At 41.0% G+C, this 12,607-nt stretch carries 9 protein-coding genes; 3 read left to right on the forward strand and 6 right to left on the reverse strand.

The features are described from left to right. Positions 1-45: 45 nt before the first annotated feature. Positions 46-1,434: a sigma-54 dependent transcriptional regulator gene (locus tag HNW13_RS19320; RefSeq protein WP_101088587.1), complete on the forward strand. Its 1,389-nt coding sequence runs from the start codon at positions 46-48 to the stop codon at positions 1,432-1,434. 56 nt (positions 1,435-1,490) lie between these two features. Further along, complete coding sequence (locus HNW13_RS19325) at positions 1,491-3,581, forward strand: HAMP domain-containing sensor histidine kinase (RefSeq protein ID WP_192116258.1); 2,091 nt, start codon at positions 1,491-1,493, stop codon at positions 3,579-3,581. A gap of 687 nt (positions 3,582-4,268) precedes the next feature. Here the strand turns inward: HNW13_RS19325 and HNW13_RS19330 are convergent. Both HNW13_RS19330 and HNW13_RS19335 read right to left on the reverse strand, forming a co-directional pair. Further along, positions 4,269-4,949, reverse strand: coding sequence for a 7-cyano-7-deazaguanine/7-aminomethyl-7-deazaguanine transporter (locus HNW13_RS19330; RefSeq protein WP_192116200.1), 681 nt, complete (start codon positions 4,947-4,949; stop codon positions 4,269-4,271). 306 nt (positions 4,950-5,255) lie between these two features. Then, positions 5,256-6,638, reverse strand: a complete 1,383-nt coding sequence (locus HNW13_RS19335) for an isochorismate synthase (protein WP_162024146.1) — start codon at positions 6,636-6,638, stop codon at positions 5,256-5,258. A 318-nt stretch (positions 6,639-6,956) separates the two neighbouring features. Between HNW13_RS19335 and HNW13_RS19340 the strand changes: the two genes are divergently transcribed. Next, positions 6,957-8,150, forward strand: coding sequence for an HD-GYP domain-containing protein (locus HNW13_RS19340; protein ID WP_192116199.1), 1,194 nt, complete (start codon positions 6,957-6,959; stop codon positions 8,148-8,150). A 28-nt stretch (positions 8,151-8,178) separates the two neighbouring features. Here the strand turns inward: HNW13_RS19340 and HNW13_RS19345 are convergent, their stop codons facing one another. The 4 genes from HNW13_RS19345 to HNW13_RS19360 are packed head-to-tail and all read right to left on the reverse strand — an operon-like array spanning position 8,179 to position 12,455. Beyond that, complete coding sequence (locus HNW13_RS19345) at positions 8,179-8,610, reverse strand: group 1 truncated hemoglobin (protein WP_192116198.1); 432 nt, start codon at positions 8,608-8,610, stop codon at positions 8,179-8,181. Continuing rightward, on the reverse strand, positions 8,610-9,452 hold the full coding sequence (locus HNW13_RS19350; RefSeq protein WP_192116197.1) for a DUF3034 family protein: 843 nt from the start codon (positions 9,450-9,452) through the stop codon (positions 8,610-8,612). Before HNW13_RS19350 ends, HNW13_RS19345 begins: the two co-directional genes overlap by 1 nt. Continuing rightward, positions 9,452-11,782, reverse strand: a complete 2,331-nt coding sequence (locus HNW13_RS19355) for a bifunctional diguanylate cyclase/phosphodiesterase (protein WP_192116196.1) — start codon at positions 11,780-11,782, stop codon at positions 9,452-9,454. Before HNW13_RS19355 ends, HNW13_RS19350 begins: the two co-directional genes overlap by 1 nt. Position 11,783: 1 nt before the next feature. Further along, a complete protein-coding gene (locus HNW13_RS19360; RefSeq protein WP_192116195.1) occupies positions 11,784-12,455 on the reverse strand; it encodes a methylamine utilization protein in 672 nt (223 codons plus the stop codon). Between the last annotated feature and the right edge of the window lie 152 nt (positions 12,456-12,607).

Genomic DNA, 12,607 nt, shown 5'->3' on the forward strand with positions numbered 1-12,607 from the left:
ACAGTAGTGAAAAGCGCGTCAAAATGTCCAAATAAGAGTCCATTTATGAGTCCAAATGAACATATTTCCCCAGTAAGCAAGACCACTATGTCGGTTCTTATCGTTGATGATGAGCCTGGCATGCGTAGTTTTTTGATGAAAGCCTTGGCAAAGAAGTTTGCCTTGGTAGAAACCGCCTCCACAATTGCCCAAGCAGAAGAATTACGCAGTCACGGCCATTTCGATTTATTGATTGTTGATATTCGATTGCCCGATCGTTCAGGTATCGAGTGGCATGAAGCGCTAGATGATCCAGATCGTCAATCAGATATCATTTTTATGACCGGTTATGCTGATATGGATGTGGCAATCAAAGCATTACGTGCTGGCGCCTCTGATTTCATTATGAAACCGTTTCACTTAGAGCAAATGATTACCGCCGTTGACCGCTGTATCGAGAAACGATTGCTAAAGCGTGAAAATTTTATGCTAAGGCGAGAACTATCGCACGGACAGTCATCCACCATTATCGGCAACAGTGAAGCTATACGTGATGTGAAAGAGGTCATTGAACGCATCGCACCGACTAACGCAGTTGTATTAATTGAGGGCGAATCAGGCACAGGTAAAGAGCTGGTGGCCAGACAATTACATCAACAGAGTGGCCGAAGTGGTGCATTTGTCCCAGTAAACTGTGGTGCCATCGCCCCTGAATTGTTAGCCAGTGAGCTATTTGGCCATACAGCGGGCGCATTTACCGGGGCTAAAGGTAATCGTGAAGGGTTATTTAGTTATGCCTCTGGTGGCACGATATTTTTGGACGAAATTGGCGAAATGCCGATGAACATGCAAACCGCTTTACTCAGAGTGCTTGAGCAACGAGCTATTCGTCCTGTAGGAAGTGAAAAAGAAATCGATATTAATGTGCGCGTTGTCGCGGCCACTAATCGTTTATTAATTGATGAAGTTGAAGCGGGTCGTTTCAGACGTGATTTATTTTATCGTCTGAATGTATTAAACATTGTTATTCCATCTTTGCGCTCTCGGCCAGAAGATGTTGTTGAGTTGACTCATTATTTTACCTTGCAGTTGTCACAAGAGCTGGGTATTAAAGATGTTATTTGGAGCCACGAAGACCTACAAGTACTGCAACAGCATGATTGGCCCGGTAACATTCGTGAACTGCGAAATATGATTGAACGTTGCATCTTATTAGGCAAACCGCCTGCGGAATATTGGAAAAAACCAGTGTCAGTTATGGTGAATGATGCGATGGGCTACCCACTAAATTGGCCATTAAAAGAAGTTGAAAAACAACATGTGACCAAAGTGGTCGATAGCCATAGTGGTAATAAATCTGCTGCAGCGCGAGATTTAGGAGTGTCACGAAAAACATTAGATAGAAAATTTAAAGATTGGCTAACCCATGAAAAACAAGGCCTTGAGGAAGAATAATAGTGGTGCATTCTACTGGTATTTTTACACGAGTTTTCGGTATTAGTTGGCTGCAAATGCAAGCCAAAGTGCGTTATCGGATTTTGTTTTTGACATCATTACCCATCTTATTAACCTTAATTAGCTTAGTATTTATTACCATTTATTGGAATGTGATATACACAGGTAAGCAATTGTTTATGAAGGTAAAGGCTGACTTAATTGTCGCTAATAGTACCTTGGTGCAAGTGCAGGGACGCCAACAAGACAAGCTCGACTCGATAAGTGAATCATGGGATTTTCAACATGCATTTAGGCTAATAAAACACAGTGAGCAACAACCTAATCCAAGTGCGATAAGTGCATTAAATATTCTATTGGCACAACAGAAAAAAGAGTTAGGGTTAGACTTTTTACGTTTAATTAGTGTTGCCGATGCCGCTGGAGACCCTGATTTACGTTTGATGTTACATCAAACCAAACAGAAGGTTTTTTCGGGTTTAATGGTATTGCCAGCCAAACGTCTCGAAAGAATTAACTCAGGTTTAGCAAAACAAGCTCAAATTACATTGATCCCGACATTACATGCTAAAAACCCTAAACAAACTATAGAAACCCGAGGTTTATTAAGTCGAACGCTACTGCCAATAGCCGATCAGTCGGGAAATGTATTTTGGTATTTAGATGGTGGGATGTTGTTTAACCACAATACCGACATAGTCGATAATATTCGTGACTTAGTATACGGCAAAGGCACTTTGCCTGAACGTTCAATCGGTACCGTAACCCTTTTTTTGGATAACATTCGCATTAGCACCAACGTGCCTATGGAGTTGTTTCCAAAAGACAGCAATAAATCCAATAGAGCCTTGGGGACCTTAGTGTCTGATGAGGTTTATCAGCAAGTACTCATTGAAGGCGAAACGTGGATAAATCGTGCCTTTGTACTTAATGATTGGTATATCTCGGGTTATCTACCTTTACTCGATGTTCGTGGCAAAAGGGTTGGGATGGTGTATGCCGGTTTTTCTGAGTCGCCTTTTTTACATAATTATTTACTCAATATTATCGAGCTCGGCACTATTTTAGTTTTCGTGTTATTGATTTCAGGTTTTTTAGTTTATCGCGCTGCTAATAGTTTGCTTCAACCTATTGAATATATTCACCAAGTTGTTACCGCAGTACAGTCTGGTCGAAATGTCAGAATTGGTAAATTAGACATCAACGGTGATAACGAGTTGGCGCATTTGGCCGAGCAATTTGACCGGATGTTAGATCAGTTGCAGCGACGTAATACTCAAATTCAAGCGGCAGCAGAGCAGCTGGAAATAAAAGTAGAACAACGTACCCGCAGCTTGCAAGATAAAACAGAAGAGCTCGAACGTAATGTTGCGTTGTTGCATGCCACCAGACAGCAATTAGTGACTAACGAAAAACTCACCGCACTGGGCGAACTGATTGCCGGTATTGCTCATGAAATTAATAATCCTACTGCCGTTATCTTGGGGAACATGGAGCTATTAAAATATGAGCTGGGTGACAATGCTGCGATAGTCGAAGAAGAAATTGAATTGGTTATTCAACAAGTCGGTAGGATAACGACTATCATTCGTAGCCTGCTGCAATATAGCCGTCCTGGTGAATTTAATGCGCCGATAACATTACAACCTGTGACGCCAATTGTTGAAGAGATGCTGTTATTAGCGCGTCACTCTATTGAGCAACAAGAAGTGAAATTGATCAAGGAGTTTACGGCTACAGGTTCAGTAGAAGTCAATCGACCTCAGCTATTACAAGTGCTGATTAACTTAATGGTTAATGCTGCCCATGCGATTGAGAATAAAGGTCGAATTTGGCTACGAACCTACGACTGGCTAGAAGACGGAATCGCTATTGGGGTAAAAATTGAAGTTGAAGATGAAGGGATGGGGATTTCGAAACAAGATTTGAGTCGTATCTTTGATCCATTTTATACCACCCGTAAAGATGGTACTGGTTTAGGGTTATCTCTGAGTTATGGGATTATTAAACGACTTGGCGGTACGATCGAAGTGAATTCGACGGTAGGCACTGGCACTATATTTACCATTGGGCTTTACCATAAAGCCAAAGATGATCAGCAGCTTGGGCCTTATGAAGGCCTACATTTTGGTGACAGTACACAGTAAAATACTTTACTAAATAGGCAAGAAATAGACAAAAAACAGGCAAAAAAAAGCCGGGTGATTAACCCGGCCACAAAGAGTGTGTGAGCAATGTCGTGCTTGCGAACTCTGCAGACTAATTAAAGGTGATGAAGTCTCTATTTAGTAAACCGAGCTTTGGAACGCAAGTTAATAATAATCATTCTCATTTGTATTTGCAAGTGTTTATCGTCATAAATTTCATTTTTATATATAACTTCTTAAAATTATTAGGTTAGTCATTGATTAATAAAGAAAATATCTTTCTCTATTAGCCTTTTGCCATTCTATTTAGATGTGTTTATTAAATGAAACTATTTTTATGTGGATTTAAGCGTTGTTTAGCGTAATGGCAAATGGGTTTGTGCTGTCTGAATATACTATTAGCCTTACTAGAGCTACTGCGCAGAGATATAGAGTGAAGTTCTGTGTAAATCCGCTTTAATCTACACTATTTAGTTATATAGCCTCAGGTGAGAATTAGAACGGAATGTCGTCATCCCAGCTGTCGAAAACATTATAAACGCCGCATCAATGTCGGCATAATTAATTAAGCCGACAGTCGCTTTTATTGATTAACTGCTTATGTAAATCAAGCAATCATTTAAATAAACCTATTATCTAGATTAAACCTATTATCTAGATTAAACGTTTACGCAAATACTATGATGCTCACTTACTTACTTGGATAACAACGTTGTCATTATCGTTGCTGTCATTAAGTAGAATCTTGTCTTGCAGCACTTTTAGTAACACACCATAAGCGGGCAAAAACAAACCTAGGCTCACTATCAGCTTAAAGGCGTAATCCACCGTGGCTATTTCTGGCCAGTGTGTTGCCATAAACGCATCGTTTGAGGCATAAAACGCTACACTGAAAAACACTAAGGTATCAACTAAGTTACCAATTAATGTTGATGCAGCAGGTGCGACCCACCAAGCTTTGGCCTGACGTAATTTTGCAAATACAGTGATATCCATGAGCTGACCAATTAAGTAAGCCACAAAGCTGGCAAAGGCGATGCGAAATACAAAACTATTCCACTCAGCTAAGGCGCTAAAAGCTTGTAATTGACCTTGATGAAAAAATACGCCGACTAAATACGACACGACAAGTGCCGGTATCATGGCTTTGAGGATAATGCCTCTAGCGGCTTGCTGACCAAACACTCTCACGGTTAAATCGGTTGCTAAGTAAACAAATGGAAAGCTAAAAGCACCCCAAGTGGTGTGGTAGCTAAACAGCTGAAATGGCAGTTGGACAAGGTAGTTGCTTGCGCAAATAATTAAGATATGAAAACTGACTAATAGCATCAGTGCTCGGCGATATTTCGCCTGGGTTAACGTCAACATATTGTGGCCTTTTTAATTGGGTTAGCGCGGGGTGAGGGAACCCGCTATTAGTTTGGTTAACAGTATTTACTGGTGTTAACGAGGCTATTTAGCCGCCGTTAAACAGATAAGCTAATGTCTGTTATAGAGATTATTATTATTTTAGTTTATTGGCCGAGTTTACGTTACACACATCCATTAGTTAGGCCATATTGAAGGCAATACCAAGGTGTTGGCAAACGCGGGGGCGAGATAATAGCATGTGCTTTGCACAAGCGAAAGATTTCGTCGAGGATAACGCTATTGGTTTTAGTTCGCTTAGGAAGATTAAAAGTCGATTAAAATAGACAGAACTGTGGCTAACTTATTTTCCAGTTCTTGCCATTCAGCCTCAGGATCTGAGCCTGCAACAATGCCTGCGCCAGCAAATAAATTGATTCTTCTCGGCTCTATCAGTGCACTTCTAATTGCGACTGAAAACTCTGATTCATGATGATTTAAATAACCACAAGCTCCAGCATACCAACCTCTTGCATAACCTTCACGCTGGCGAATAAAGTTCAGTGCAGCCTCGCGCGGTAATCCACCTACGGCGGGAGTTGGGTGCAGTGCGCGTAGTAATTCAAAATCATTAACACCTGGCTTTAACTGCGCTCGAATAGCACGGTGCAAATGTTGAATATGATTAAGCTTGAAAATTTTAGGTTGCTCATCAGCACCTACATATTGGCTTAACGGTGTGAGCACATCGACAATATGTTTTCTGACCAACTGATTTTCATGGCTATTTTTAATGTCATCTAATAATGCCTGTGCCAGTACATTATCTTCTTCTGGATTGAGCCCTCGGACAGTTGTTCCTGCTAATGCTTCGGTAAACAGTTCCTGTTGGCGACGTAAATATAATCGTTCTGGTGAGCAAGAAATAAATGCGCGTTCAGGGCTAAATTGGAATCCAAATTGAAAACTATTCGGATTACGGCCTTGCCAACATGCTAGTACTGTCCACGGGTCAATATTGTCATCTACATCTATTTGGCTGTGGCGTGATAATACGACTTTAGGTGTTGAGTTGATAAAATTTGCTTGAGTGACTTGTTCAACTAACTCTTTCCAACGTGAAAAATTAGGTAAATCACTCCGACCCATTAATGTGAGTTTATTTGGCGGCGACAAAGGACGTGGCTTTTGCACCATTGCGATAGCATTAAGGGCAGATTGTATTTCGTCTTCAGGCTCACCATTTTCAAAATTAAGATTCACTAATACTCTAACGTGATTACCGCTACGGCGTAATTCAATTCTGGGTAATATAAAGTGCGCACGACCAAATTCAGGCCAACATTCTACAGTGCGATCAAATGCTAAACCGCCATAATAACGAATATCTTGATGATTGGTTTTATTGCGTTGCTGTTGATAAATTTGCGCTAGGGCATTGTCGTCAACTTGGTCGGCAAAATAAAACGTTTTGCATGAGCCTATGGCGGCGACATCTTCGTTTCTATCGCGGCCGTGCCAATAGATTTTTGGGTATAAGGTTTGAGCGCTTAACCAGGATATTAATGGCAGCGCAGCAGTCTCTACAGATAACTGCACGATAGGGTCACAGATCGGCACATTGCGAAGTTGTTCGAGCTTAGTAATTAACTCGCTAAATTGTGATGAAAAAAAGTGACCAGCCAATCTATACCTCTCGTATAACAACATAAGAGTTAACGTTAATAAACCTATTAAATTGTGTCAATTGGCAAGATGAAAGCGTGTGATCTGAATTGCTAATATAACGTACTCTTTACCAGCATCTTTGTACTGTAAATGATGCTGCAGTAAGTTGCTCAATATCATCAACAACAGCTTGATTGTTTCTCGTTGAGGTTTTTTACAAAGATCGTGAACCGGAATGTGACCATGCGGTAATATTTCCCTAAAAAAAGTAGGCGAACGAGCTAAAGTAGTTCAAAATATAGCTAGTATTATGTGAGCTAGATCCCGTTATTAAAGTTCTCTTTCGGAGTAATTGTTACAATGAATGATTCTGTGGAATCAAGCAATGTCATTAAAATCCCCATCGATAAACTTGCTTTAGGCATGTTTGTGACGGCAATAGATCATCAGCAAAGTAAGGTGGCTATTCGTAATCCCGGACAAATCAAACATCGTGATGCAATTTTAAAGCTGAAAAAAAATAACATTCTGCTTGTGTGGGTTGATGTTGATCGATCTTCAGATACTTGCGGGCTAAAAACAGCAGGTAAATCGAGTTCTGCTAGCAGTTTATTGGTACGTAAAGCGACTGTCACTCGAGATGGTCAACAAGTGCAGGCAAAAAAGCTACTTGCTGAAGCAAAAGGCTTAATTCAAAAAGTGATGTCGGAAACCTTCAGCGGTAAAGCCATCGAAGTCAGTCAATTTGAAGATGTCGCCGACAAAATGATTGAGTCTGTTATGGACGATGCGGATGCATTTAAGTGTATTTCTGCACTGCGTAGCAAAGATGCTTATTTGCTTGAACATTCTATTAATGTGGCCTTTTTATTGGTGACTTTTGGTAAACATCTTAAGCTTGATCGCGAACTGCTAAAGCAGATGGCTGTGGGGGGGATTTTGCATGATATTGGCAAAATCCAGGTCGATAACGAAATTTTGCACAAACCAGGTAAGCTAACCCCAGAAGAATTTGAGCACATGAAATTGCATCAGTTTTATGCAATTGAAATCATGAATGAAACAAAAGGCTTATCGCAAGTGAGTAAAGATGTGTGCTTAATGCATCATGAAAAACTCGATGGGCGTGGTTACCCTAATGGTTTAAAAGATGAACAAATTCCTCAACATGGGCGTATGAGCTGTATTGTTGATATTTTTGATGCATTAACTGCTTCGCGTTGCTACAAAGAAGCCATGAGCCCAGCGGCAGCGTTTAAAATTTTGATAAGCTTGACCCCATTTCATCTTGATCAAAAGCTTGTTTATGAGTTCATTCGCTGTGTGGGAATATATCCTGTCGGTTCATTGGTGCAGCTATCGGATGAACGAGTCGGAATAGTATGGGACTCTAAAGGGCGTGATGCGTTGCATCCTATTGTTAAGTGTTTTTATTCGATTAAACATAAGCGCTACACTGAAGTGACTATGGTTGATTTGCTTAAATCAGAATTGCATATTGAACGTGGCGTATCACCAAGTATGCTTGATGTAGATCCCAGCCAGTTTTACTAATCGGTTATCATCATAAACGGTTGCTCAGCTAATGTTCGATAATATCTTGATACAGTGGTGCTAATTTAGCCAGTAATGCATTGCGGGTTGCTAGTGGGATATGCTGTTGTTTAAGTGCTTCGATTAAATGACCCACAACGGCATCAAAGTCAGCTTGGCTAATGTGTAATCCAATATGTGCATCAAACATGGATGCACCTTGGTACACGCATTCTCCGCCACTGATTACACATAAATGCTCAATAAGCCGTTGGCGGAAAATCTGAATATCAGTTTGTTCAAAATGATGCAGAATGCGTTTGTCTTGGGATAAATGGGCTAGAAAGTCATCGGTAATCATACTGACGCCTTTATCTCCTCCCAGTTGCTTATATAGAGTGGTGGATTGGCTTGCACAGGCAACAGACAGTAATAACAACGCGCCAAAAACGACGATATGATGTTTAACAATCTTAACCATTACAGCGTTCCCTCTACAGATAAATACCACCCCTGTTGTTGCTCAAATCCTGCAATGCTGCCTAAATCAACATAAGCGCCCACAACAGAAAGGTGTTTATTGACAAACCAAGCCATAAAAATATCCTGCCAATCATTTTCTTCTGCAAAACCAAGTTGATCAGGCTTTTGTTTGTATTCATAGCCCAGTGCAATATTATCGGTTAATAACACAGCAATAGAGGCTTCAGCTTGCAGTTGGTAATTGTTGTTTGTAGCAGTGCCAAAACCAAGCAAACCGATTTGATTAGCCTTGGTGGCTCTAAGGGTTAAGTTGGTCACCAGGTTGCGGCCCACAATAGCATCAAAATAGACTTTGCTGGCAGCTAAATAGATATCAACTCCCCAGTCATTCCTTGCCCCAACAGCATGTGGTAACGCAAAATCGTCCACCCGTTTATATTGTAGCCCTAAGCTAATTTGTGGCATGGCGGTATATAACACTTCACCGACTAGTTTGTATTTTACGCCAACAATATCTTGGCCCAGTTTGCCGCCTAGAGTGTCTAGATCAAATGTTTGCTTAGCAATACTGAGTTCAAAGCGATTATCAATGCTTAAGGACGCACCAATAGAATGTAAGGTGAAATCGTCAACATAGACGGCAGTATTCATTGCAGTGAAAGACCATTGGTCTGAGCTTGCATAACCATTAATTACTGCCCACGGCACTATTCCTCCGCCAGCACTGCCCTCAATAGTTGTCGCGCCACCAGTAGCAATTACTTTGCTTGTTTCAGCTTGAGCACACACGCTGATTAGGCTTAATAGCACCGCTAATATAATGCACATAGGTTGATACATTAGTGTGGCGTATCCTTACTGAGAGTCTGAATATTAGACTGATTAAATTGTTGGAACCACACAATAAAATCATCTGCTTTTAGCGGCTTAGAATACACATAACCTTGAATTATGTCGCAATTGAGTCCACGTAGAATATTGATCCCTTCTACGGATTCAACGCCTTCAGCCACGACGGATAAATTAAGTCCTTTAATCAGTCTAATGCTGCTATCGACAATCATTAAATCAGTTGCATCAGTATGAATATCTTTAATAAAACTGCGATCAATCTTCACTTCATTAACGGGCAGTAACTTTAAGTAAGCTAATGAAGAGTGCCCGGTACCAAAGTCATCGATGGCAATGGCTAAGCCGATATTTCTAAACTGCTGTAAAACAGCAATCACCGTTTGTGCATCTTTCATCACAGCACCTTCGGTCACCTCTATCGACAGAGCGTTAATCGGTAAATTATTGCTAATCAGTAACTGTTCAATGTCTAACGGCAGCTGAGGATTAGTGAGATCATGGGCAGATAAATTAATCGCCACCGTCAGCGAAATACCTTGTTGCTGCCATTTGGCTAGCTGCTTTATGGTGGTATTTAACACCCAGTCACTGATCATCGAGATATTACCTGAGTTTTCAGCTAAGCGAATGAACTCATCCGGCGGGATAAACCCCAGTTCAGGATGCTGCCAGCGGATCAGGGTTTCTGCGCCATGGCAATGATTGCTCTGAATATTCACTTTAGGTTGAAACACCAAATGCAACTGCCCTTGTGCTAAGGCAATCGGTAAATCACGGATAATCATTAATTCACGTAAATAGCGTTCATCTTCACCTTGTTGATAAGTGGCTATGCCTAGGGATTCCACTCGGGCTTGATTTAATGCAATTTCAGCATGGCGAATTAAAGTATCAATATCATTACAGTCATAGTCACTGGATAAATCAACAATCCCTACCCGCACATTGACACTTATTTTTGAGCCCTGAATAGAAAATGGATGGGTTAATTGCCGTAGATAGTTATCAAGCTTTTCAAGCGGAATACTCGGTTGGAATAGCAACAAAAACGAGTCGCCATCCAAGCGCGATATTAGTTGGGCCGTTGGGGATAAGCTTTCTAAACGGCTGGCAAACAACACCAATAAATCGTCGGCATTGGCAAATCCAATGATGTTATTTAAATGGCGAAAGTTTTTAATGTCTATCATCACTAAGCTGCCATGCATTTTACTCAGCAGCAGGCTGAGTTGTTGTTTAGCGGCCAAGCGATTATATAAACCCGTGAGGTTATCGTGTTGTGATTGATAAACTAAATCGTTTTCGCGCGATTCAATATTTTCACGCATTATCGATAAGGTGTTGGCTAATACTTGTAACTCAGCGGGTGCACCTTTAATCGGCGGAGGGTTTTCACCTTGGCCGACTTTGCGAGCAAAATTAACTAATGCATAAATGGGTTTCGTTAAGCCGCCAGAAAACCAAGCGGCAATCATAAACGCCAGTAAACACGTTATCGCGAATATAATTAACATGTTATTGCGCAGGGCATCGTAATTTTGCTGCCACTTAACATTTGATTGATGTAGTACCGCCCACTGATGACCACTATTTTTATCTAACGCAATGGTGGTCGATAAGTAGTTTGATGGTATGTCATCGCTGACCTTATCCACTGTTTTTGCTAATAGGTTAATACGCGCTAAAACATCTTGTTGTTGAGCTTGGGCTAGGGTCGAGACAATTTCAATTCTGCCAGCGGACTGGTTGATAAAACTGATATCAATTCCGGTAATGGTTTTGGCTTGGTCTGCGACATTCTTGTCCATAGTGAAGCCCATGCCGACCCACGCTATTAATGTTGGCGCTTTGACGGGTTGCAACACAAATTGGTAACTACTGTGGTCATAATTGAAAATTTCGAACGTGGTTGAGCGATTCTTGGTTAATGCAAATAACTCATCTACATTAGCTGCAGTGAGCCCTTGCAAGCTTGATGACAGTAGTTTTCCCTGTGGAGATAATAAAATAGCAGCGCCAGCATTAATGCGCCTGCCATGGTTGGCTAACACTGACGATATTGTATCTTGCTCGCCAGTGGCAACGGCGCGTTTAAAACCAAAGTCCGCACTGAGTAACGACAAACTTTGATTTAGCTGATCGCTTCGGTTCGATAACATTTCGACAAAAATATTGGAACCAATATTAAGGTTTTGAGTTTGCTGTTGGCGAAAATCTCGCTGAGTTGCGCTTAATACAAACAAGGCAGTGGTTAACTGCATTAAGGTCAGTATTAATAGGAAAGCTATTATCAGCCGGTTGCGAAAACTAGTAGGCATGCTATCCCGTGACATCGCTTGCTTGAGGGTAACTACCAAAGCCGCTAGGTGGCGACGATGGTTTATCTTGGTGTTCAACATCAATGCTAAACGTTAACTGATTATCGTCATTGCTTACAATGACCAAAGATGAAGGTGTTGCCGTTATTTGCCAAGGATGCCAAATGTTGACTTGGTATTCGCCTGCAGGTAAATCTGTTAATTGGAGTTTACCTTGTGTATCACTCACCGAAAAATAAGGACTGCTGGCCACATAAATAAAGGCCTGCATGTAATCATGAATATTGCAGCCTATGGCAACTAAACCAGGTTTATCAAATGTAATCGGGTCTTCAGTTGTGCCTACATACAATTTTAACTCAAATTGTTTGGCTTCAGAAAATGAATAAACATGGTGCCGAGTACGATCTAAATTAGGAAAATCAACCTTGGCACCTTGCGGCACGGCCAATACAAAAGGTGAGAACACTCGATTTTGTTGGCGCATTTGGTAAGGAGCTAAGGTCGATGACGTTGTATTAGATGGTGACGTAGAAATTAACTCTACCACGCTATCGCTTAGCATCACGCCTTGCGCATCGGTAACATTAATCGTCAAAGTAGCCGCAGTCACTGCCGCTGAAAAAAAATACGTTAAACACAACAAACATGTCGTAAATGGATTTATTGGCATGTATTGGCCTCATTATTAAGAGTGTAGCAAGAGTGCCGCGTAGTGGTTAATGGTCTACATAATATGGCATCATAACCTACAAGAATCAAAATACAGCATCATCACAGCTTAATGCGACTATTTGTTTCGGTATACATCAGCAAACGAGGTGT

It is taken from the genome of Shewanella sp. BF02_Schw, from assembly GCF_014596695.2.
Classification (GTDB): domain Bacteria; phylum Pseudomonadota; class Gammaproteobacteria; order Enterobacterales; family Shewanellaceae; genus Shewanella.

Excerpts from the sequence above, each read along its gene's own strand:
- HNW13_RS19340 (WP_192116199.1), top strand. The coding sequence starts at position 6,957 with ATGAATGATTCTGTGGAATCAAGCAATGTCATTAAAATCCCCATCGAT.
- HNW13_RS19355 (WP_192116196.1), bottom strand. The coding sequence starts at position 11,782 with ATGCCTACTAGTTTTCGCAACCGGCTGATAATAGCTTTCCTATTAATA.
- HNW13_RS19325 (WP_192116258.1), top strand. The coding sequence starts at position 1,491 with ATGCAAGCCAAAGTGCGTTATCGGATTTTGTTTTTGACATCATTACCC.
- HNW13_RS19330 (WP_192116200.1), bottom strand. The coding sequence starts at position 4,949 with ATGTTGACGTTAACCCAGGCGAAATATCGCCGAGCACTGATGCTATTA.
- HNW13_RS19350 (WP_192116197.1), bottom strand. The coding sequence starts at position 9,452 with ATGTATCAACCTATGTGCATTATATTAGCGGTGCTATTAAGCCTAATC.
- HNW13_RS19335 (WP_162024146.1), bottom strand. The coding sequence starts at position 6,638 with ATGTTGTTATACGAGAGGTATAGATTGGCTGGTCACTTTTTTTCATCA.
- HNW13_RS19320 (WP_101088587.1), top strand. The coding sequence starts at position 46 with ATGAGTCCAAATGAACATATTTCCCCAGTAAGCAAGACCACTATGTCG.
- HNW13_RS19360 (WP_192116195.1), bottom strand. The coding sequence starts at position 12,455 with ATGCCAATAAATCCATTTACGACATGTTTGTTGTGTTTAACGTATTTT.
- HNW13_RS19345 (WP_192116198.1), bottom strand. The coding sequence starts at position 8,610 with ATGGTTAAGATTGTTAAACATCATATCGTCGTTTTTGGCGCGTTGTTA.